The following is a 20,304-nucleotide window of genomic DNA, read 5'->3' as shown; positions in this document are numbered from 1 at the left end:
TCCACACTCGAAACGCGACACAGTACCGATACCAGACAATCCGATCCGCCCACGTGCGCGCAAGGCACATGCCGTCGCGGCAGCAATAGGCCACGGACCCGTCGGATTTGATGTAAAAATCTAATCATTTTCTGGGCCTTTTTGGGGAATGTTTCCCCATTGGAGACAGTCTTTTGGTATTCGGTGCGGCATTTCGGAAACGTGAACAATGCCGCGGAGGGGGTCAGAGGAGCGTGCGTGGCGCCTCGGACCGGTCTTTGCGGCCAATCGCGGGCCCGTCGGGGAACAATTGCGTGCGGGAGAAATCCCGCCGCGCGCCCCGCGCATGCTCGACATAGCCGTAGATCGTGCCAGCCAGAAGCCAGGTAAAGGGCGTCAGGATGGCATTCAGGAGCATATCCACCATGGTGATGGCCAGCATCAAGGCCAAAGGTGCCACATAGGGCGGGATGGACGTAGCGTCAGCTTTCCGCAGGTGCCAGCCCAGCAGGATCAGGGGCAGGGCAAGCAATCCCATCTCGCTGACATAGCCGACCCAGCCAAAGGTGCCGAAGACGATGATCCAGCGTCCATCGGGGATCGACAGGATCTGCCCCGATTCGACGTCGCGGATCAGGTTGCGCCCCCAGCCCCCCCAGCCAAAGAGCCAGCGATCATGGGCACGCGCGAGCAATTGCTCTTCGTTCTCGAAGCGGAAGCCAAGGCTTTGCTGACGGTCGGCGCTGATCTGACCGGCCAGGGCCAGGATATCGTCCAAGGGCACCATGCCGGCATTGCGCAGCACCGGATAGACGACAGCGACGAAGGCAAACGCGATGGCGATGCGGACCTGCCATTTGGGCGGCGTGAAAAGGACCAAAGGCGTCAAAGCCAGGCAATAGGCCAGGGATGCGAGACTTTTGCACAGGATCAGAACCCCGAAAAGGTAGAACATCAGCAGGCCGTAACGGACACGGTCCTTGTATTCGGCCTGCCGCAGCAACGCCGCCGCCGACATGATCGCGGTCATGAAGAAGAACGCGACCCAAAGTGCGTGTTCGAGGAACACGATCGGGCGGAAGCCGCCGTTGCGCATCATCTGTTCGAACGAGTGCTGGAAGAACCCGTAGATCCAGATGTTGATCTGGGGGGAGAAACGGATCTCGATCAGGGCAGGGATCGTGTAGATCAGCCCGCCGATGAACAGCGCATAGATCAGCTCTCGCATCCCGGTTTCGGTATAAAGGAATTGCCGTGCCAGGAAGAAGGGCAAAAGCATGATCACCTGGTTTGAGATGACCGAAAAGAGGTCACGCAGGCTGAGCCCCGGAAGCCAGCCGGTGTGAAAGGTGATCGGATCGGTATTGGCGAGGATCTCAAAGATGATCGGATCGCGGTTGGTCAGAACCGTCGGACCGACGCCAAAGACGAACCCGATCAGCAAAAGGCGCAAGGGCCAGCCGGACGGCCAGAACGACACACGACGGCCCAGAAGGAAGACGCAGATCGCAAAGGCGGCGATATTCGGGATCGCGACCTTGTCCATGTCCGGCACAAGGGGCAGGTTGAATTCGGCAATTTGCGGCAGAACGAGGTATCCGCCCAGAATGCTCCAGATCAGCGCACGCTCGAACGGGAGCTTGCGAAACAGGCCCACGCAGATCAGCGGCCAGATGGCCAGCATCAGATATGCGACGGCATTGGGCATGTTTCTGCTTGCGATCCTGATCTGGGGTTGAAAGACGCGATACGATACCAGTGTTGCACGCATTTGTCCCGCTGTCGTCACGTCATAGCCGCAAATCAGGGCGATATGATGGCGCGGACCAGATCTGCGAATAGGGTTTCGACATGCAGTTCCAGTTTGATCAAACCGTGATCCGGATCAACATCCCGACCCGGGCCGCCCTGATGAAGGCGGTCGAGGCCCGGTTCCAGGCCGGGGAAGGCTTTGCCCTGGCGACCGTCAATCTCGACCATCTGGTAAAAATGCAAGGCGACAGCGATTTCGTTCAGGCCTATGCCGCGCAGGATCTGGTTGTGGCGGATGGACGGCCCATTGTGGCCCTCTCGCAGCTTGCCGGACGACCGGTTGACCTTGTGCCGGGCTCGGACATGGTGCTGCCGTTGGCCCGGCTGGCGGCGCAACAAGGTGTCAAAGTGGCCCTGGTCGGCAGCACGCAGCAGGCGTTGAGCGATGCAGAACGCGTGCTGAAGACCGAAGCGCCGGAGATCGACATCGTCTTGTCCATCGCGCCGTCCGGCATCTTCGATCCCGACGGATCAGAGGCGCGCGAGATCCTTGAAAAGCTGCAGGCCGGCGATGTCGGTCTGTGCTATCTCGCCTTGGGCGCGCCCAAGCAGGAACGCCTCGCCGCTCTGGGCCGGCAGATCGCGCCGCGTGTCGGCTTTGCTTCGATCGGAGCCGGGCTGGATTTTCTGGGCGGCCATCAGGTCCGCGCCCCGCTTTGGATGCGCCGCGCGGCGCTGGAATGGGTGTGGCGGATCCTGGGAGCGCCGGGTCGGATGATCCCGCGCTATGCGCGATGTTTCGCGATCCTGCCGGTTCAGGTCGTGCGCGCCTTACGTCTGCGTGGCGAGAAAGTCTGAATAGAGCGGAGAGCGGACCAGAAAGCCTGCCTCGTAGAGCGGTTCAAGCCCGCTGTAGCGTTGCGCCGTTTCGGAAAAAAGGCTCAGGGCGTCATCCGCGCGGGACAGCCGCTTTTCATCCTCGCCATGCCCTATCCCCGAGGCCGCAACGGTCGCGGCATCCCGGCCGAAGGGGTCGTTGGTGAATTTGTAGTGCTGGAGAAGGGCCGAAAAGTCGGCACAGCGCACATGGCCCGCGCAATGGGGGTGAATACCGGGCTCGGTCAAGCCATCGACAAAGACGAGCGGGTGTTTTGTAAGGCAGCATCCTTCGCCGAATACCTTGCCGCGAATACCCCCAAAGGCAAAGCGCAGCCCGGGATCCGCTACCGTGTTGCGTCTGACGAACCATGCCATCGGCAATTGCGGGTCTTCGTACTCCACCCAGTCCACGTCGGTTATGTCGCAATGATCGAATGCAGCGATTGCCGTGTCATAAGGCGCGTGCGCATAGTCAGAGAGCGGCCCCGTCGGAAACATCTCGAGCATCTGCGCCATCAGGGCGGTATGACCCTGCCGTTCGAGATAGGCGGTCAGACCGGGCAATCCGATCTGCGCCGCGCCCTCGAAGGTAAAGCGTTCGTCCATATCGGCATAAAGACACCAATGACCCCGACAATAGGTCTGTGCCGCATGCGCCCGAAAAGCGGATTCGAAGCGGATCGGCAGTCTGGCCTCAAGGATCGTGACATCAGGCTCCTCCATCAACCGGTTCAAGGTGTCATCGGTCGATCCGGTGTCGCAGAAGATGAAATGAGCGGCCCCAAGCGCGCGGTGATGCGCGAGAAAGGGGGCAAGATAGAAGGCGCCGTTGCGCACCAAGGCGATCACGGTGACATCACGAGGCGTGGCGTTGGTCAGGCCGTGCCCCTTGCGGCACCGAAGCGCGCGCCGAAACGCCATGTCGTCTTTGAGACGCTGCATCTTGTCGCGCAAGCGGGGCAGGACGGAAAAACGGGTCATGATGCCATGCTTAGCGCAGAATTGTGCAATGCGTGAGGCCTGATTCTGACGGCTTTGTTCACGAAAAGACCACAGCGTTGCCGCAACATGCACCAAGACCTATGCGAGTTTGCGCGCCAATCCAGAATCTTCGGAAGGGCGAGCAAATGCGCGATCAATCGACAAGCCGCCACGCGCGTCTTTTTTGCCTCATCCATCAGGACAATGTGCGCCAATCCTGGACAAAGCCATCTGACCAGCAAGGCAGCGACGCGGCAGCAGAGCGCTTCGTCTTGTCCTCGTCCGAACGGGCCTGGCGCCGTCCTCTCGCCACTCAATGTCAGCCCCGGAACCCGGTCGCCACAACGAACTTTTCCGAACTGTCCGAGCGGGAGGCGGGCGGTTTTACATTGGCGACCTTGGTAAACTTCTGTTTGAGAAGTTTCTGCAGATCTCCCTCGGCGCCACCGGCGAGCACCTTGGCAACGAACGTGCCCCCTTCTTCGAGAACATCGAACGCAAAATAGGCGGCGGCTTCACAAAGCGCGATGATGCGCAGGTGGTCTGTCTGCTTGTGACCCGAAGACGCAGCCGCCATGTCCGACATCACTACATCGGCCGCGCCGCCAATCCAATCCTTGACCTTGATGTCAGCGTCATCCGACAAAAAGTCGAGCCGGTGGAGATCCGCTCCGGGAATGGGCTCAACGTCCTGCAGGTCGACACCGATGACCCGGCCTATGGATTTGCCGGGTTTTTCCCCGAGGGCATTGATCCGCTTGACCGCAACCTGGCACCAGCCGCCCGGCGCGCATCCCAGGTCCACAACCCGGGCGCCGGGTACGAGAAATTGGTACTTATCGTCGAGTTCCAGGATCTTGTAGGCCGCACGTCCGCGATATCCCTCGGCTTGCGCCCGCTTGACGTAAGGATCATTCAGCTGGCGCTGAAGCCAACGTGTGGAACTGAGCTTGCGCCCCCGCGCGGTCTTGACCTTTACCTTGAGCTCGCGCTGACCGCGACCGGAAGTGTTTTTTGCCATACTCGACGTCTCTGTCTTGGGGCGCAAAATTCGTCACGAATTTTGGTCGGATTTTGTTTCAAAATCCGCTGCGTTGAAAGCAGCGGTGCGTTTCCAGTTCTTCATGACGGCCAGAGCCAAAATTCGCGACGAATTTTGGCCGGATTTCGGTTCGAAATCCGGCTCCCGACTCAGAACGGCCCATCTTCGAGGACGCCGTCGGCACTCATCTGGGCATAGAGAAGCCCTTCGCGCAGGCCGCGATCGGCCACCGAAAGACGATCGGTCGGCCAGCAGCGCAGCAACGCCTGCAGGATCGCGGCGCCCGACATGATCAGGGCCTGCCGGTCTTCGCCGATACGGGGATCACGTCTGCGCCCCTGAGGTCCAAGGTCAAGATAGCCCTGGATCACCTTGTCGATCTGTTCCGAAGTCATGCGCAGGCCGTCGACCTTTGTCCGATCGTATCGCTTCAGGCCCAGATGACTGGCGGCAACGGTTGTCACGGTTCCGGATGTTCCGACAATCTGGAAATGCTCGCGTGCCTGTTCATCTTTGTAGGGTGCGAATTCCGCAAGGTTTTCTTCGAAAAACCAGCTCATCAGAGCAAATCTTGCCGCGTCGTTTTCGACATCGTTGAACTGGTCTCTCAGGGTCGCGACACCCAGCGGCACGCTGATCCAGTCAACGACTTTGGCCAGCGGGAAGCGACTGTCGTGATTGTGAAACCCGGAGTGTAGACGCATGATGGCGCGCGGGCGATCGCGGGCGGGCACGCGCGATATGTCGATCCAGACCAGTTCTGTCGATCCTCCGCCGATATCGACGACAAGCAATTGCTCGGTCTTTGTCGACACCAGGGGGGCGCAGGAGATAACGGCCAGGCGCGCTTCTTCTTCGGGCTCGATGATCTCCATCGTCAGCCCGGTTTCGCGTTTAACATGTCGCATGAAGTCGCGCGCGTTGCGCGCACGGCGGCATGCCTCGGTCGCCACCAGACGCATGCGTTTGACCTTGTTCTTGCGCAGCTTCTGCTGACACACACGCAAGGCCTGCACGGTCCGTGACATCGACGCTCGCGACAGCCGCCCTGTTTTCTCAAGTCCTGCGCCAAGTTGCACGGACTTCGAAAAGCTGTCGACGACATGAAAACCGCTGCCCTTGGGCTGCGCGATCAGCATCCGGCAACTGTTTGTTCCAAGATCCAAGGCCGCGTAAAGCGCCGCAGGATCCGATCTTTTGGGCGCGGGGGTTTCGACCGCCACCGGGAACGCGCCCGCACCGCTGGGACGCTTGGGCGTCATGACTTACGCCCTCCATTTCGAGTTGGTCCCAAGCTAAGCGCTGGCGCGTTTTGGCGCAAGGGATTGGTTCGGCTCATAATGGAGATGAGGATTTTGACCCTGGCGCGCGGTGGTCACAAGGTCGCAGAGCGGATAGGCAAAGGTCGCGGACAGCGCCCTTTTCGTCGAAAACCGGCGCAACCGCGCAGCGCGCGTGCCCTAAGAGGGTCGAAACAGACGAGGAATCATCCATGCCCGACGTCACCATCGTCTATTGGCGCGACATCCCGGCTCAGGTCATCGTGGGCAAGGGACGGCGCGGCGCCAAGCGGCCGCTGCCGGAACGGTTCGAGCAGGCCATCGACCGCGCGGCGATGAAGGTTGGCGCAGCGGATACGGATGCTTACCTCGCCGAATGGCGCAAGGCCCAGCCTTATGCCGTCGACGGAGATGCAGAGGCCGTAGCGGAGGCAGAGGCCACCCGGCTTGATGCGGAATACGATCAGGAGCGTATCAAGGCCCTGATCGCAAACGATGGTTGGGCGTGACGCGCCGGTCGATATGGGAGGTCGCCATGGCTTTGTTGAACTTCAAAAAACGCGAAGCACCCCGCGCGGAAGGGGTCTCACCCGAGGTTGAGGCCTTCCTGCAGGGCTATTCCATCGAGGTGATGCCACGTACTGCCGCGAAGGTCGAAAATTTCCGCGACCTGCTGCCCGAGGGCACCCGCGTCTACATCGCCCATATCGAAGGCACACCGATCGACGAGATGGTGGCGACGGCGAAACGTCTGGCCGAGGATGGCTATCCGGTCATGCCGCATTTCCCAGCCCGCATCATCAAGGACGAGGCGACATTGGCTGACTGGGTCGCGCGCTACCAGGGCGAGGCGGGTGTCGACCAGGCGCTGCTTCTTGCCGGCGGTGTGGCCGCGCCGCAGGGTGACTTTCACTGCTCCATGCAACTGATGGAGACGGGCGTCTTCGACAAGGCGGGGTTCAAGCGGCTGCACGTGGCAGGCCACCCCGAGGGCAATCGCGACATCGACCCCGATGGCGGCATGAAGAACGTCGAAGACGCGCTTCAATGGAAACAAAAGTTTTCGGAACGGACCGACGCGGAGATGGCCATTGCCACGCAATTCGCGTTCGAGGCCGGGCCGATCATCAAGTGGGCCGATGACCTCAAGGCGGCCGGTGTGACGCTGCCGATCCACATCGGCATCGCGGGCCCCGCAAAGCTGCAAACGCTGATCAAATTCGCGATTGCCTGCGGTGTTGGTCCGTCGCTGAAAGTGCTGCAAAAGCGCGCCAAGGACGTCACCAAGCTGCTTTTGCCGTTCGAGCCGACGGAGGTGATTGGCGAGCTGGCCGCGCACAAAGCGGCCAACCCGGATTTCAACATCACCAACGTGCATTTCTTCCCCCTGGGCGGCATCAAGACCAACGCCACCTGGGCCATCGAAAACGGTGGGGCGGCCACGCGCCCCGCAAACGCTTCCTGAAAGGACGCCCATGACCCGCACCATCGTCGAGAGCAAGACCAAGACCGCAACCATCGGCTTTGACGAGCCGTTTTGCGTGATTGGCGAGCGGATCAACCCCACCGGCCGCAAGAAACTCGCGGCCGAGCTGGAGGCGGGCGATTTCTCGACCGTGGAAAAGGATGCGCTGGCGCAAGTGGCGGCAGGTGCGACGGTGCTCGATGTGAATGCGGGGGTGGTCTATAATTCCAACCCCAATCCGAACGAGACCGAACCGCCCTTGATGGTGGAAATTCTCAAGCTGGTGCAGGGGCTTGTCGATGTGCCTTTATGCATCGACAGCTCCGTGCCCGGTGCGTTGGAGGCGGGGCTTGAGGTCTGCGAGGGCCGTCCGCTGTTGAACTCGGTCACCGGAGAGGAGGAACGGCTGGAGCAGATCCTGCCTCTGGTCAAAAAGTACAACGTTCCGGTCGTGGCGATTTCCAACGATGACACCGGTATCTCGGAAGATCCCGATGTACGCTTTGCCGTCGCCAAAAAGATCGTCGAGCGTGCCGCCGATCACGGCATTCCGGCGCACGATATCGTGGTGGACCCGCTGGTGATGCCGGTGGGGGCGATGGCGACGGCTGGCGTTCAGGTCTTCACGCTGGTGCGCAAGCTGCGGGAGGAGCTGGGGGTGAACACGACCTGCGGGGCCTCCAACATCTCCTTCGGGCTGCCCAACCGGCACGGCATCAACAACGCCTTCCTGCCGATGGCAATGGGGGCGGGCATGACCAGCGCGATCATGAACCCGGTGGCCTTGCCGGTGACGCAAAAACGGATTGCCGAAAAGAAAGCCGAGGTCGCGGCGGCGGGTGTCGTCCTGCCCGATGGCATGGATGACGAGACATTCGTGACGCTGTTTGGCCTGGGCTCCACCCAATCCAAGCCGGGCAAGGAGATGGAAGCCATTCGCGCGGCCAATTTCCTGACCGATAATGACCCCCACGGCGCCGAATGGATCCGGTTCAACAAGCCACCCGCGGCACCCGGCGAAGAAGCCGGAGGCCGTCGCGGCCGGGCCGGAGGGCGCCGCCGCCGCGCCTGAGCGCCACTTTTGCTCAATCGCCATGCTGCGGTGCCGCGCGCGCCGCAGTCTTGACATGTTTCCGTGCTCTGACGCAGGACAAATGGAGCGTTTGAGGCAAACTGGCCTCGACATCTTCGATCCATGGCAAGTTCAGGCGGCGCGACGGGCACGTGACAGATCAGGCGATTTCCATCATCGGATGCGGCTTTGTCGCCGACCTCTACCTGCGCTCCTTCGCGCTTTATCCGGGGGTGCGGATCGCGGGTGTCTATGATGTTGATCGCGCGCGGGCAGAGGCGTTTGCCCGGCACTGGTCACTGCCGGTCCATGCGTCGCTAAGTGAGCTTCTGGCAGGGCATCCCAAGGACGGCGTGATCCTCAACCTCACCAATCCCAAGGCGCATGTCGATGTCATCGCGGAGTGTTTGCAGGCGGGCCATCACGTCTTTAGCGAAAAACCGATGACGCTGGCCTTCGATGATACCGCGCGGTTGATGGTCCTGGCGCAGGATCGCGGCGTGCAACTGGCCAGCGCGCCGTCCAGCGTGCTGGGTGAGGCGGCGCAAACCCTTGGGCATGCGGTCCGGCATGGTATCGTAGAGGCGCCAAGGCTTGTCTACGCCGAACTCGACGACGGCTTCATCCCGCACGCCCCGGTAAAGGATTGGCGCGCGCCGTCGGGGGCGCCCTGGCCCTATGAGGATGAGTTTCAGGTGGGCTGCACGCTGGAGCATGCGGGCTATTACCTCAGCTGGCTCATCGCTATTTTCGGGCCGGTCCGCACCGTCGTCGCGGCCAGTGCGGAAGTGATCCCCGACAAGCTGGGCGTGGCCGATTGCGCAGCGGATGTGTCGGTCGCCACGCTCTTTTTCCATTCGGGCCTCGTCGCACGGCTGACCTGTTCCATCGTCGCGCCGCACAATCACCGGATCCAGGTGATTGGCGACAATGGGGTGGCCCAGATCGACAAGGCCTGGGACAATGCCGCCCCGGTCCGCTTCAAAAAGCGCTTTGTGCTGCGGCGGCGGCTGTTGGAACATCCCATTGGCAGGCGGGTGCGGCTGTCCGGGCCGACCCATCCAAAGGTCAAACGGCTGGGTGCGGCGGCGATGAATTTCGCGCTTGGGCCGGTGGAGATGCTGGAGGCGATCCGCGAAGGGCGGCAAAGCCGGTTGGCGGGTGACTACGCGCTGCATCTGACAGAGGTGACTTTGGCCATTCAGGCGGCGGGCGAGGAGACGGGCGCACAAAAAATGCACACGACCTGCGAGGGGATGGAGCCGATGCCATGGGCCAGATGACCCTGCTGATCACTGGCGCGGGCGGCTTTATCGGGCGCGAGACCGTGGCCGCCGCCCGAAGGCGCGGCCATCACGTGCGCGCCCTGGTCCGGCGGGCGGGCACCGCGCCCGAGATCTGGGCGAACGACCCTGATGTGTCGGTGGTGGTCTGCGATCTCGCCCGCGGGGAGGCGGGGCTGACGGATGCGGTGGCAGGCTGCGATGCGGTCATTCACCTTGCAGCCGCGATGTCGGGCCCGGAGGCACAACAGCTTGACGACACGGTCACCGGCACACGATACCTGATCGAGGCGGTTGCGGGTCTTGAGACGAAACCGAAAGTGGTTCTCGTCAGTTCCATCGCGGTTTATGGCCATGACGCGGTTCCCGAGGGCGGGGTGCTGTCAGAGGATACGCCGCTTGAGCCGGATGCGACCTTGCGGGACGTCTATTGTCAGGCGAAATACCTGCAGGAGGAGGTCGCGCAGACCTTTGCCCGGACCCATGCCATCGACCTGATCGTGATGCGACCAGGGGCGGTCTTTGGTCCCGGTCGATGGTGGAATGCGCATTTTGGGCCCAGGGTGGGGCCGGTTCTCTTGCGCCTGTCCGCGGACGGCACTGTGCCGGTCGTCTACGTAAAAAACTGCGCGGAAGGCCTTGTCTCTGCTTGCAAAATACCGACCTCTGGTCCGGTAAACATGATCGAACCGGACGCGCCGTCGCGCCAGACATACCTGATACGGCTGGGACAGGCGCGCACCGGTCGGATCGTTCCGCTCAACTGGCGCCTGCTTTTGCCACTGGCCCGCTTTCTGTCGGCCCGGCCCGGCCTTCGGGCTCGGCTGCCGGGGCTGCTCTGTCCAGAGATCCTGCAGGCCCGCATGATCCCGCTGCGTTATGACACGTCGCGCTTTGCCGCGCTGATGCAGGATGTGCCGTGTATTCCGTTTGAGCAGGCGCTGGAGCAGAGCCTCTCCAGCGAGGAGGAGGGACCGGCGTGACCGACCGCGTGGCCTATCTGACCGGTGAATATCCCCGCGCCACCGACACCTTCATTCAGCGCGAGGTTGCGGCCCTGCGCGCCGAGGGGCTGGAAATTCTGACGTGCTCGGTACGCACCACCGGTGCCGAACATCATGTTGGCCCCGAACAGGTGGCGGAGGCCGCGCAAACCTTCAAACTGCTCGACACGGCCAAAGCGCCGCTCACTCTTTTGCGCGCGCACATACGCGCGCTGCGCAGTCCCCGACGCTACGGTGGGGCGCTGAAGCTGGCTGTGCAGACAGCGCCGCCCGGATTGCGCAATCTGCTCTACCAGCTCTTTTATTTCGCCGAAGCGGCGGTATTGGCTGATCACCTTGAGCGGCAAGGGGTCTCCCATTTGCACAACCACATTGCCAAGTCGAGCTGCACCGTCGCGATGCTGACCTCAGCCTTGTCGGGCATTCCCTACAGCTTCACCCTGCACGGGCCAGACATCTTTTTCGCGCCCGAGCATTGGAGGCTCGACCGGAAAATCGAAACCGCCCGCTTTGTGAGTTGCATCAGCGACTTTTGCCGGTCGCAGGCCATGGCCTTTTCCGACGCCGCGCTGTGGGACAAGCTGCATATCGTCCATTGCGGGATCGAGCCGGAGCGGTATGGGACGCAAGAGGAGCGATCAGAGCGCCCGACGCTTCTTTTTGTGGGGCGTCTGGCGGCGGTCAAAGGCGCGCCAGTCCTGTTGGAGGCCTTCACAGAGGTCCGCGAGCAGGTGCCGGACTGTCAGCTTGTCCTGATCGGGGACGGCCCGGACCGCACGGCGCTGGAAGCGCGTGCAGCAGATATGGGGCTGCGGGATGGCGTCGTCTTTGCCGGCTACAAGTCACAGGCAGAGGTAGCGGAAGCACTGGAAAAGGCCGATGTCTTCGTCCTGCCAAGCTTTGCCGAAGGCGTGCCGGTTGTGCTGATGGAAGCGATGGCCGCAGAGGTGCCGGTGGTCACGACGCGGATTGCGGGCGTGCCTGAACTTGTCGAGAACGGTGTGACGGGCCTGCTGGTTCCTCCGGGCCCCTCAAAGCCCCTGGCCGCGGCCCTGATCCAGCTTCTGGCCCATCCCGACCTGCGCCGCAAAATGGGCGCCGCGGGGCGTGCCAAGGTGGTGGCCGAATTCGACAGCCGCGTGGAGGCGCGCAAGCTTGCCGCCTTGTTCAGAACGTCAATCGCGGAGGGGCGGGTATGAGCCTGATCGGTGCCGTCGTGATCGGCCGCAACGAGGGCGCGCGCCTGGTGGCCTGCCTCGCCTCCTTGGCCGATCAGCAGATCCGGGTCGTCTATGTCGACAGCGGATCCACCGATGGAAGCGTGAAAGCCGCTGAAGAGGCGGGGGCGGAGGTGGTGATCCTTGATACCGACACCCCGTTCACCGCGGCGCGGGCACGCAACGCGGGCTATCGTGCCCTGGCCAGCACGGGCACGCGGCCAGATTACGTTCAATTCGTCGATGGGGATTGCCGGATCGTACCGGGTTGGATGGCCAAGGCACGTGCCGCGCTCGACGCGCAGCCGGATCTGGGTATCGTCACGGGCTGGCGTGCCGAAATCCACCCCGAGGCAAGCGTTTACAACCGCTTGTGCGATTTCGAATGGCATCGCCCGGCAGGCGATATCGAGGGTTGCGGCGGCGACATGATGGTCCGCGCCGAGGCGTTCGAGGCCGCGGGCGGCTTTAACCCGCGCATCATCGCGGCCGAGGACGAGGAGTTCTGCACCCGCATGCGAAAGGCGGGCTGGAGGGTGCATCGTCTGCCCGAAGACATGACGCTGCACGACGCGAATATGCTCCGCTTTGGTCAATGGTGGCAGCGTGCAGTGCGCACCGGACATGGTTTTTCGCAGGTGGGTGCTTTGCATCCGGAATACTTCACCAAAGAGCGGCGGCGCGTCTGGATCTATGCCGCTTTGCTGCCTGTGCTCGCTGTCGGCGCTCTTTTCACCGAACCTTTGCTGCTGCTTGCCGTTCTTGCCGTCTATCTCTTGTCCTATCTTCGGACGGTGCAGGGCTTGCGGCGCGCGGGCCTCGACCTGCGTGACGCGGCTGAGCAGGCGGTACTGCTGACATTATCCAAGTTCCCCAACCTCTTGGGAATGCTGACTTATATCTGGCGTATGGCGACCCGTAAGGACATGCGCATCATCGAATACAAATAGAAAGGCCGTTGTGATGGCTTCATCCCCTCTGCGCGCCGGCATCATTGGCGCCGGATATATTGCAAGCTGGCATGCCGATGCGATCAAGGCGACACCGGGGGTGGAGCTGGCGGCGGTCTGCGACGTCTCGCCCTCTGCGGCCAAGGGGCTCGCCGAGGCGCATGGCGCGCGTGCCTATAGCTCGGTCGAGGACATGCAGGCAGAAGGGGGAGTGGATGCCGTTCATATCCTCACACCACCAGACAGCCACCATGATTTGACGATCGACTGCCTGAAGGCCGGGCTGCATTGCTGGGTCGAGAAACCTGTCGCGATCTCCGCCGATCAGACGCGGGCTATGGCACAGGCGGCAAAGGCCGCGGGCAAGACGCTGGGTGCGGCGCATAATTTCCTCGGCATGCCCGGATATGAGCGGTTGAAGGCGCAGGTCCGCTCCGGTGCGTTGGGCCGTGTGTCGATGGCCGAAATCAACTGGTGTTTTCCCTTGCCGCCCCTGCGCTCCGGTCCGTTCGGCCTTTGGCTGATGCGCGCGCCCCGCAACCTGCTGCTTGAACTGGGCCCGCATCTGTTTGCTTTCGCGGTGGATCTTTTCGGGCCGGTAACAGTCGAGCATGTCGCGCTCAGCAAGCCCGTCGCGTTGCCGGGGGGTGGAACCCGCCCTCAGGTCTGGCGCATTCTGGCGCGGGCAGGGGAGGTGGAGGTGACCTTCAACCTCTCTCTGGTCGAAACCCTTGATGATCGCAGCGTGACCCTGCGTGGCTCAAGCGGGCAGGCGCGGTTCGATTATGCGTCCGACACATTGGTCGTGCGCGCCGAAAACACCGCAGACCTGATTCTGAACCCGTTTCTTGCGCAGATGTCGCAGGCCGGCCAGCATGCTCGCGAAGGCGTTGTGAACGCCGCCCGTCAGCTGACCTCGCTGAACCAGAAATCGCCCTATGGCCTCAGCTTCCGGGGAGCAATCGGTGCGTTCTACGACAGCATCGCCTCCGGCACGCCACTCGACCGCAGGTTTCACTTCGACGCCGCCTGCGAGGTGATGGGGGCCATCGACGCCGCCCTCGACCATGTGCCGTCGGAGGTGCGGCCAATCGTTGCGAAAACCGCCCCGTCGCCCACCGTTCTGGTGATCGGGGGAACGGGCTTTATCGGGCGCCACCTCACACGCGGTCTGGTCGCCGCGGGGCATGACGTCCGGGTCCTTAGCCGGGGCAAGACGGGGCCTTTCGATGATCTATCCGATCATGTGGAAACGGTGGGCGTGTCACTGCACGACAAGGCCGGTCTGGTTTCCGCGATGCGGGGCATCGACACCGTCTTCAACCTGGCCAAGTCGCTCGACGCCATCTGGGAGGACGCCCTGAAAAACGATGTGGGCGTCAGTGTCGGCATCGCCGAGGCCGCGATGGAGGCGGGTGTCCGGCGCCTTGTCTACACCGGCACGATCGCCTCTTACGACATGTCGGACCCCTTCCGGCGCATCACCGAGGAGACCGGCTTTGCCGCCGACATGACGGACCGCAACCTTTATGCGCGCTCCAAGGCCGAATGCGAACGCCGCCTGATGGAGTTGCATCGCGACCGGGGGCTGCCGCTCGTCATCGCCCGGCCCGGCATCGTCGTGGGCGCGGGCGGCCCGTTGCAGCATTGGGGGATTGGCCGCTGGCACGGCGCGGGCGCGGTCCGCATCTGGGGGCATGGCAACAACATCCTGCCCTTCGTGCTGATCGACGATATCACCGACGGGCTGATCCGAATGATGGAGAGCGAGGGCGCCGTCGGGCAATCCTACAATCTGACCGGCGAACGCATGATGTCGGCGCGGCAATACTTTGACGCCATCCACGACCGCCTGGGTGCGCGGATCCGCGTGACCTCCGGCTCGCTTTACAGCTTCTTTCTGTCGGACGCGGTCAAGCATGCGCTGAAGGTCGGTGTGTTGCGCAAAAAGGGGCTGACCCGCGCCTCCTTGAACGATTGGAAATCACGGGCCCATTTTTCGCCCTTCGACAACGCCAAACCCAAGGCCGAACTGGGCTGGGCGCCCGAACCCGACCGGGCCCGCTTTGTCGAGAAGGCCATCGGCGAGGCCAATCTCTTCGGGTTCTGAGATCAAAAGGCTGCAGGCGGCATCGCCCGCAGCCTGGCTTGATCCCGATCCTACCGATTGTCGAGCTGCGCCCGCACGTTCTCGCGCCCGAGGCGCGAGATCTGGTAGGGGCGACCGTTTTGGGACCGGATCAGTTTCCGGCGCAACAGACGCTGGAAAACGCCCAACGTGCAATTGCTGAGGACATGGCCGTCGCGCGTGACGCAAATCACGTCGACGACCTTTCGGTTCGGGCCGCGCACATATTGTATCGCGCCACCCTGAGCGAGCACGTGCAGCACGCGCTGTTCCGCTTTGGAGATGTTCATGATCAATCTCGAATGTGGTTTGGAAACAAAGCAAAAAGCCCCGTCCGCTTGGGCGGTGGGGGTCCGTGACACGATCCGAATGGGACCCGTGTCAGCGCTTTGCTACATTCTCCAACATCAACGCTCCGAGGTTCGGCGCGCAGTCCGGCGCCGCCTAGGCAGCAGTTATGCAAACTCTTCGGCCTGGTCAACCGGAGAGAGGGTTGGGAAGCCTGCTTTGTTTAAGATGCTCAAGCGTCTTCGCTCGAACCAATTTCACGTGCTTCTGTTTGGCCCAGTGTCTGCGACCGAAAGTGTCCACTAAACCGAAGTCTGTCATATCGTGTTCAGTGAAAAAAGTGTTGTCTATTGGCATATACCAGCTGCCTTGGTCGCCGACTGCAATTCGGGTCGGGAGATTTCCGTAGTCACCTGGATCTTTTTGTCCTTCTATTGGCCATCTGGAACTTACCAATACCACCATGTAATGGGTGTGAAAGCCATACCATTTCAAGCGTCGTGACCGCCCTATCACTTGACTCATAACCACGTCATTCGGGCCGAGGTTTGTCGCTGACAACTGTATGGCACGCTTGGCCTGAAACGAGTCGTCGCAGCCTGCCTTAGTCATCACCGCGAAATGGATCCCAATGTTGGGCTTGGGCTGCAGAAATTTGGACCGGATGTTCCAAATCAAATTCCCTATAGAAACTGCGAGTGCAATTCCGCTTATCAGAAGCGCGATCTCAGACGTGCCCATCTTGGAGCCTCAAAGAAAATCCCAACAATGCCAACCAATGCGCGGCCTAAGACTCATTGAAGTTAGAGTAAGCAATGCTAGGCGGTCAAAGGATACGGTTCCAGTGGTGCGCTCATTAGTGAACTCGCATTAGTCTATTCTACCGACCGTCAGCCTCATTCAATGGTAACATCTGGCAAATGCCTGAGCTACACAAGAACGCTTCAACAACAATCAGAGTTATGAAAAGTGGCGGAGAGACAGGGATTCGAACCCTGGGTGGGCTTGCACCCACAACGGTTTTCGAGACCGCCCCGTTCGACCACTCCGGCACCTCTCCGCGGGGGTCTGTCGTGGGCGTTTAATTCGGAACGGGCAGGGTGGCAAGGGGCGATTTGGAGAACGGCCCGGTAATCTGACGCGCCACCGGGCAAGGCGGCAGGCCCACCGCTCGGCAGGCTTGGTCCGACGCCATTTGCGTGACGACGAAATCTGGCCCAGGCACCCGCGACCAACCCATCCCGTTTGCGCAAGACAACGCGTGACCGTCCGCCTACACGCGCCTTTGATCGCGGAATTCGATTGCCCGTAAGCTGAAATGACGTACCTTTGGAGCATGGTTTATTCCGCTTCTCTCAAACATCGCTCCGCGCTTCTGGCCGCGTTTACATGTATCGCCCTGCTTTGGTCAGCCGCCGCGCAGGCCGCTGATCGCGGTCGGCTGGAAGCTTTCCTGGAGGTGACGGGCTTTGATGTCGCGCTGGAAAGCATCAAGCTTTCCGCCAGTTCCGCGCCTCAGATGATCGGCATGGATCCGAACGCCTTTGGCGCCGACTGGACCCGCGTGACCCAAGACGTCTTTGACGTCGAGGTCATGCATGATCTGGCCCTCGACATCCTGGAAAAAACGCTGAGCGATCCACTGCTTAATCACGCAGCGGCCTTTTACGCCAGCGATCTCGGTCAACGGCTTGTGGTGGCTGAGAACGCCTCGCATCTCAAGGAAGACGACGAGGACAAGCAGGAAGAAGGCGCGCAGATCGTAGCGGATCTTGTGCAGACGGGCGCGGCCCGGTTGCAGATCCTGCAGCGCATGAACCGCGCCGTCGATGTCGCGGGGGCCAGCGTGCGCGCGCTGCAGGAGATCCAGATGCGCTTTCTGCTGGCCGCGAGCGCGGCGGGTGTGATCGACCTGAGGATGGATGCCGAGGATTTGAGAGCGGTCCTGTCCGAGCGCGAAGGCGCGCTGCGACGGGCGATCCAGCAATCGTCCCTCGCGGGCGCCGCCTATACCTATGAGCCGTTTTCAGACGCGGATCTCGAAGCCTATGCGGAGGCGCTTGAACATCCGGATATGCAGGAGGTTTATGTGCTGATGAACGCGGTTCAATACGAGATCATGGCGAACCGGTTCGAGGTCCTGGCCCGCCGGATGGCCGATCTGCACCCGGGACAGGATATCTGAGATGTTTGACGTCACCAGACGAATTGCTCTTTCGCTTATAGCCTCGCTCGCTTTCGCGCTGGCCGGGACGGCGCAGGCCGCGCCGACGACGGCGGATCTGGTCCAGACCCTGCGGTTGCACGAAGTGGCCGGCCTGATGCGCAACGAAGGCCTGTCTTATGCCGAGGATCTGCAGGACGAGATGCTGGCCGGTGGGGGCGGGGCCTACTGGATCCGGCAGGTCGACCGGATCTACGACACCGAAGAGATGGTGCGGATCGTTGCAGAAGCCTTTGAGGGCGAGCTGAGCGCGCCCCATCGCGCAGCCATTCAGGCGTTCTTTGACAACCCCGAAGGGCAAAGCATTCTGACCTACGAGAATGCCGCCCGGGAGGCGATGTCGGACGAGGATGTAGAGGATATCGCCCGCGCCAATTATGCGGAGTTGAGAGGCACCGATGATGCCCGTCTGGAGGCGGTCAAGCGTTTCGTTGCCGCCAACGATCTGCTTGAGCGCAATGTGGCCGGCGCGTTGGGGTCGAATTTCATGTTCTTCCAGGGGCTTGCCGATGGCGGAGCCTACGAGTTCAGCGAAGACGAGATCATCGCCGATGTCTGGGCCCAGGAAGGTGAAATTCGAGAGGATACAGAGGCCTGGCTTTACGGCTTTCTGCTGATGGCCTACCGTCCGCTCAGTGACGAGATGCTCGACCGTTATATCGCCTTCTCGGAGACAGAAGCAGGACAGGCGCTGAATGCGGCGCTGTTCGAGGGCTTTGACGTGATGTACCGCGCGATTTCCTATGATCTTGGCCGCGCGGCGGCCCAGGCGATGGCGGGCAGCGATCTTTAGGCCCGGACCCCGTCAGAGATAGGCGGCGAGGGCACGGCCCTCATGCCCTTCGGCATCGGGATAGGACATGGCCGGCGAAGGGTCATCCCGTGTCGCAAGCTCGGGAAAGAGGTCCAGGATCTCGGCCATCTGATCGTCCGACAGCATCTTGCGTGATTGCGCACCGACGTAGAAGCTCTCGGTCGGACAGCCGTTTGCCCAGACGATGCGGTGATCGTCGAACATGATGTGCACGTAGGTGACAAAGCCGCGCGGCGTCTGCCGGATCGAACGGCCATTCACAAGGTGTTTTGCGGCCACCAGCACGCGTGGCTCACCTGTCACCATTTCGGTGGCGCCGGTCTGAACCAGGATCCGGTGATTGGGCGACACGGTCAGATCCTGACGCGCCTCAAGGGTGCCCGCCGCAATCGTCACCGGCGCGCCCGAGCCCAAAGCGGGCACTGTCCGCTGGCCCACCCAGCGGATGGGCTGCGCCCCGTGCCCCATCGTGGTGACCAGATCACCGGCTTGCAGGTTTTCGACCGCACAGGTCCCTCCCGGCACCCGGATACGCGTGCCCGCGGCAAAGCAGATGAATTCCTGATAGGGCCGGGGGTTGCGCCCGATATTGCCCTCGCTCGTAAAGGTGTATTGCTGCCCCGGAACCATGGGCTGGTTCGAAATGAAGGCGGTCGTGGTGTTGTTGCCGGTATTGTTCTGGCCGATGGTGATCGAAAACCCCTCGAACCCGTTATCGTCGGTCAGCACGTAGTTCAGCGTCACGAGAGAGCCGGCCGGATAGGTGACGCCGTCAATCGTCACAGGATTTGCCAGCACCTGATTGCTGTCGGTGGGGGCTTCGTTGAAATCCGGGTCGTCGTCGTCGATGACGATCTGCAGCGGTTGCGCTCCGGGATCCAAACGGATGTTGAAGGGCGGCGTCCCTGCCGCCTGTGCGTTCTGCTCATTGGGAGGGGTGATGTTTCCGCCGGTCGTGTCGAAGTCGTCCAGTTGGTAGACCCATTGCAAAGTGTAAAGCGGCATGGCTTTCCCGTCCCTCTAAAACGCACTTCGCTCGCAAGGTCGTCGATTTATACGCAAATCGGGAGGGCGGGTTTCCGCCGACGGCGAAATGCCGCTCAAATCCGGGGTTTCGAGACCAGGCTTTTGGCCCCTTGACTTGCGGGGGAAATGCCCCGATAAGCGCGCTCTCTGGTGCCCGGTAGGATGCCGGAATTGATAGGATATCGCCCATCGGGGCGCGCTGTCTGAGGTGGCTTTGGCCGCGAACGCCCGGAGACGGGGACCACAGGACGCGGAAGCAAAAAGGAAAGACGCATGTTTGCGGTTCTCAAGACCGGCGGCAAGCAGTACAAGGTTCAGTCCGGCGATATGCTCCGGGTCGAAAAACTGGCTGCAGACGCTGGCGAAACAGTTCAATTCAACGATGTTCTGATGCTGGGTGGCGACACGCCCACCGTCGGCGCACCGTTCGTCGAAGGCGCAGCCGTGCAGGCCGAAGTCGTCGATCAGATCAAGGGCGAAAAGGTCATCCATTTCGTCAAGCGCCGGCGTAAGCACAGCTCCAAGCGCACCAAGGGGCACCGTCAGAAGCTGACGCTGGTCAAGGTGACGGACATACTGGCTTCCGGCGCCGACAAAAGCGGCGTGAAGGCTGCCGTGGGTGCAGGTTCGGTCGCTGCTGTGGCCGACGCGCCCAATGCGAAGGCTGCGCCCAAGAAAGAGGCGAAGGCCGAAGCGCCCGCCGCCACCGATGGCGCGGACGATCTGAAAAAGCTTTCGGGCGTGGGCCCGGCGCTTGAAAAGAAACTGCACGAGGCGGGTGTCACCACCTTCGCGCAGGTTGCAGCATGGACGGATGAGGACGTTGCTGCTATGGACGAGAAACTGTCGTTCAAAGGCCGGATCGAGCGTGAAGGCTGGATCGAACAGGCCAAAGAACTGGCCAAGGGTTAAGGAGAGAG

The 20,304-nt window shown here is 61.8% G+C and carries 19 protein-coding genes and 1 tRNA gene; 12 read left to right on the top strand and 8 right to left on the bottom strand.

Annotated elements, in window-relative coordinates:
- Positions 1–223: 223 nt before the first annotated feature.
- On the bottom strand, positions 224–1,687 hold the full coding sequence (locus CFI11_RS12190; protein WP_174843501.1) for a hypothetical protein: 1,464 nt from the start codon (positions 1,685–1,687) through the stop codon (positions 224–226).
- A gap of 143 nt (positions 1,688–1,830) precedes the next feature.
- Here CFI11_RS12190 and CFI11_RS12185 point away from each other — a divergent pair, with 143 nt between their 5' ends.
- On the top strand, positions 1,831–2,589 hold the full coding sequence (locus CFI11_RS12185) for a WecB/TagA/CpsF family glycosyltransferase (RefSeq protein WP_130406300.1): 759 nt from the start codon (positions 1,831–1,833) through the stop codon (positions 2,587–2,589).
- Here CFI11_RS12185 and CFI11_RS12180 read toward each other — a convergent pair.
- The 3 genes from CFI11_RS12180 to CFI11_RS12170 form a co-directional block, all read right to left on the bottom strand.
- On the bottom strand, positions 2,563–3,591 hold the full coding sequence (locus tag CFI11_RS12180; protein WP_130406298.1) for a glycosyltransferase family 2 protein: 1,029 nt from the start codon (positions 3,589–3,591) through the stop codon (positions 2,563–2,565). The genes CFI11_RS12185 and CFI11_RS12180 overlap by 27 nt on opposite strands.
- A gap of 319 nt (positions 3,592–3,910) precedes the next feature.
- Positions 3,911–4,612 carry an RlmE family RNA methyltransferase gene (locus CFI11_RS12175; RefSeq protein ID WP_130406296.1) on the bottom strand — a complete coding sequence of 234 codons (702 nt, stop codon included), beginning with the start codon at positions 4,610–4,612 and terminating at the stop codon, positions 3,911–3,913.
- 170 nt (positions 4,613–4,782) lie between these two features.
- The gene (locus CFI11_RS12170) at positions 4,783–5,895 is read right to left on the bottom strand and encodes a Ppx/GppA phosphatase family protein (protein WP_130406294.1); all 1,113 of its coding nucleotides are present in this window, start codon (positions 5,893–5,895) and stop codon (positions 4,783–4,785) included.
- Between the two features lie 230 nt (positions 5,896–6,125).
- On the opposite strand from CFI11_RS12170, the gene CFI11_RS12165 reads away from it, so the two are divergent.
- From CFI11_RS12165 to CFI11_RS12130, 8 genes are all read left to right on the top strand, one after another.
- Positions 6,126–6,422 (top strand): virulence factor, encoded by a 297-nt coding sequence (locus tag CFI11_RS12165; protein WP_130406292.1) that lies wholly within the window; start codon positions 6,126–6,128, stop codon positions 6,420–6,422.
- 26 nt (positions 6,423–6,448) lie between these two features.
- A complete protein-coding gene (locus CFI11_RS12160) occupies positions 6,449–7,378 on the top strand; it encodes a methylenetetrahydrofolate reductase (protein WP_130406290.1) in 930 nt (309 codons plus the stop codon).
- 10 nt (positions 7,379–7,388) lie between these two features.
- Positions 7,389–8,450 carry a methyltetrahydrofolate cobalamin methyltransferase gene (locus CFI11_RS12155; protein WP_130406288.1) on the top strand — a complete coding sequence of 354 codons (1,062 nt, stop codon included), beginning with the start codon at positions 7,389–7,391 and terminating at the stop codon, positions 8,448–8,450.
- A 152-nt stretch (positions 8,451–8,602) separates the two neighbouring features.
- Positions 8,603–9,733 carry a Gfo/Idh/MocA family protein gene (locus CFI11_RS12150; RefSeq protein ID WP_254448907.1) on the top strand — a complete coding sequence of 377 codons (1,131 nt, stop codon included), beginning with the start codon at positions 8,603–8,605 and terminating at the stop codon, positions 9,731–9,733.
- Positions 9,721–10,716 carry an NAD(P)-dependent oxidoreductase gene (locus tag CFI11_RS12145; protein ID WP_130406286.1) on the top strand — a complete coding sequence of 332 codons (996 nt, stop codon included), beginning with the start codon at positions 9,721–9,723 and terminating at the stop codon, positions 10,714–10,716. The genes CFI11_RS12150 and CFI11_RS12145 overlap by 13 nt, the downstream gene beginning before the upstream one ends.
- The gene (locus CFI11_RS12140; RefSeq protein WP_130406284.1) at positions 10,713–11,936 is read left to right on the top strand and encodes a glycosyltransferase family 4 protein; all 1,224 of its coding nucleotides are present in this window, start codon (positions 10,713–10,715) and stop codon (positions 11,934–11,936) included. Before CFI11_RS12145 ends, CFI11_RS12140 begins: the two co-directional genes overlap by 4 nt.
- Positions 11,933–12,904, top strand: coding sequence for a glycosyltransferase family 2 protein (locus tag CFI11_RS12135; RefSeq protein ID WP_130406282.1), 972 nt, complete (start codon positions 11,933–11,935; stop codon positions 12,902–12,904). Before CFI11_RS12140 ends, CFI11_RS12135 begins: the two co-directional genes overlap by 4 nt.
- 13 nt (positions 12,905–12,917) lie before the next feature.
- Positions 12,918–15,014 carry an NAD-dependent epimerase/dehydratase family protein gene (locus CFI11_RS12130; protein WP_130406280.1) on the top strand — a complete coding sequence of 699 codons (2,097 nt, stop codon included), beginning with the start codon at positions 12,918–12,920 and terminating at the stop codon, positions 15,012–15,014.
- Positions 15,015–15,064: 50 nt separating this feature from the next.
- On the opposite strand, the gene CFI11_RS12125 is transcribed toward CFI11_RS12130, so the two are convergent.
- From CFI11_RS12125 to CFI11_RS12115, 3 genes are all read right to left on the bottom strand, one after another.
- Positions 15,065–15,322: a YjhX family toxin gene (locus CFI11_RS12125; RefSeq protein WP_130406278.1), complete on the bottom strand. Its 258-nt coding sequence runs from the start codon at positions 15,320–15,322 to the stop codon at positions 15,065–15,067.
- A gap of 187 nt (positions 15,323–15,509) precedes the next feature.
- The gene (locus tag CFI11_RS12120; RefSeq protein WP_130406276.1) at positions 15,510–16,061 is read right to left on the bottom strand and encodes a hypothetical protein; all 552 of its coding nucleotides are present in this window, start codon (positions 16,059–16,061) and stop codon (positions 15,510–15,512) included.
- A gap of 229 nt (positions 16,062–16,290) precedes the next feature.
- Positions 16,291–16,380 (bottom strand) — tRNA-Ser (locus CFI11_RS12115).
- A gap of 258 nt (positions 16,381–16,638) precedes the next feature.
- Here CFI11_RS12115 and CFI11_RS12110 point away from each other — a divergent pair.
- Positions 16,639–17,505 carry a DUF2059 domain-containing protein gene (locus tag CFI11_RS12110; RefSeq protein ID WP_254448906.1) on the top strand — a complete coding sequence of 289 codons (867 nt, stop codon included), beginning with the start codon at positions 16,639–16,641 and terminating at the stop codon, positions 17,503–17,505.
- A gap of 1 nt (position 17,506) precedes the next feature.
- Positions 17,507–18,337 carry a hypothetical protein gene (locus tag CFI11_RS12105; RefSeq protein ID WP_130406274.1) on the top strand — a complete coding sequence of 277 codons (831 nt, stop codon included), beginning with the start codon at positions 17,507–17,509 and terminating at the stop codon, positions 18,335–18,337.
- Between the two features lie 12 nt (positions 18,338–18,349).
- On the opposite strand, the gene CFI11_RS12100 is transcribed toward CFI11_RS12105, so the two are convergent.
- Positions 18,350–19,363: a Hint domain-containing protein gene (locus tag CFI11_RS12100; protein WP_130406272.1), complete on the bottom strand. Its 1,014-nt coding sequence runs from the start codon at positions 19,361–19,363 to the stop codon at positions 18,350–18,352.
- A gap of 294 nt (positions 19,364–19,657) precedes the next feature.
- Here CFI11_RS12100 and CFI11_RS12095 point away from each other — a divergent pair, with 294 nt between their 5' ends.
- Positions 19,658–20,296 carry a 50S ribosomal protein L21 gene (locus CFI11_RS12095; protein ID WP_130406270.1) on the top strand — a complete coding sequence of 213 codons (639 nt, stop codon included), beginning with the start codon at positions 19,658–19,660 and terminating at the stop codon, positions 20,294–20,296.
- The last annotated feature ends 8 nt before the right edge of the window (positions 20,297–20,304 follow it).

It is taken from the genome of Thalassococcus sp. S3 (assembly GCF_004216475.1).
Classification (GTDB): Bacteria; Pseudomonadota; Alphaproteobacteria; order Rhodobacterales; family Rhodobacteraceae.
This window is presented reverse-complemented; position numbering and strand designations above follow the sequence as displayed.

Excerpts from the sequence above, each read along its gene's own strand:
- CFI11_RS12110 (WP_254448906.1), top strand. The coding sequence starts at position 16,639 with ATGACGTACCTTTGGAGCATGGTTTATTCCGCTTCTCTCAAACATCGC.
- CFI11_RS12120 (WP_130406276.1), bottom strand. The coding sequence starts at position 16,061 with ATGGGCACGTCTGAGATCGCGCTTCTGATAAGCGGAATTGCACTCGCA.
- CFI11_RS12190 (WP_174843501.1), bottom strand. The coding sequence starts at position 1,687 with ATGCCCAATGCCGTCGCATATCTGATGCTGGCCATCTGGCCGCTGATC.
- CFI11_RS12145 (WP_130406286.1), top strand. The coding sequence starts at position 9,721 with ATGGGCCAGATGACCCTGCTGATCACTGGCGCGGGCGGCTTTATCGGG.
- CFI11_RS12135 (WP_130406282.1), top strand. The coding sequence starts at position 11,933 with ATGAGCCTGATCGGTGCCGTCGTGATCGGCCGCAACGAGGGCGCGCGC.
- CFI11_RS12170 (WP_130406294.1), bottom strand. The coding sequence starts at position 5,895 with ATGACGCCCAAGCGTCCCAGCGGTGCGGGCGCGTTCCCGGTGGCGGTC.
- CFI11_RS12180 (WP_130406298.1), bottom strand. The coding sequence starts at position 3,591 with ATGACCCGTTTTTCCGTCCTGCCCCGCTTGCGCGACAAGATGCAGCGT.
- CFI11_RS12095 (WP_130406270.1), top strand. The coding sequence starts at position 19,658 with ATGTTTGCGGTTCTCAAGACCGGCGGCAAGCAGTACAAGGTTCAGTCC.
- CFI11_RS12160 (WP_130406290.1), top strand. The coding sequence starts at position 6,449 with ATGGCTTTGTTGAACTTCAAAAAACGCGAAGCACCCCGCGCGGAAGGG.
- CFI11_RS12130 (WP_130406280.1), top strand. The coding sequence starts at position 12,918 with ATGGCTTCATCCCCTCTGCGCGCCGGCATCATTGGCGCCGGATATATT.
- CFI11_RS12125 (WP_130406278.1), bottom strand. The coding sequence starts at position 15,322 with ATGAACATCTCCAAAGCGGAACAGCGCGTGCTGCACGTGCTCGCTCAG.
- CFI11_RS12100 (WP_130406272.1), bottom strand. The coding sequence starts at position 19,363 with ATGCCGCTTTACACTTTGCAATGGGTCTACCAACTGGACGACTTCGAC.
- CFI11_RS12155 (WP_130406288.1), top strand. The coding sequence starts at position 7,389 with ATGACCCGCACCATCGTCGAGAGCAAGACCAAGACCGCAACCATCGGC.
- CFI11_RS12185 (WP_130406300.1), top strand. The coding sequence starts at position 1,831 with ATGCAGTTCCAGTTTGATCAAACCGTGATCCGGATCAACATCCCGACC.
- CFI11_RS12175 (WP_130406296.1), bottom strand. The coding sequence starts at position 4,612 with ATGGCAAAAAACACTTCCGGTCGCGGTCAGCGCGAGCTCAAGGTAAAG.
- CFI11_RS12165 (WP_130406292.1), top strand. The coding sequence starts at position 6,126 with ATGCCCGACGTCACCATCGTCTATTGGCGCGACATCCCGGCTCAGGTC.
- CFI11_RS12105 (WP_130406274.1), top strand. The coding sequence starts at position 17,507 with ATGTTTGACGTCACCAGACGAATTGCTCTTTCGCTTATAGCCTCGCTC.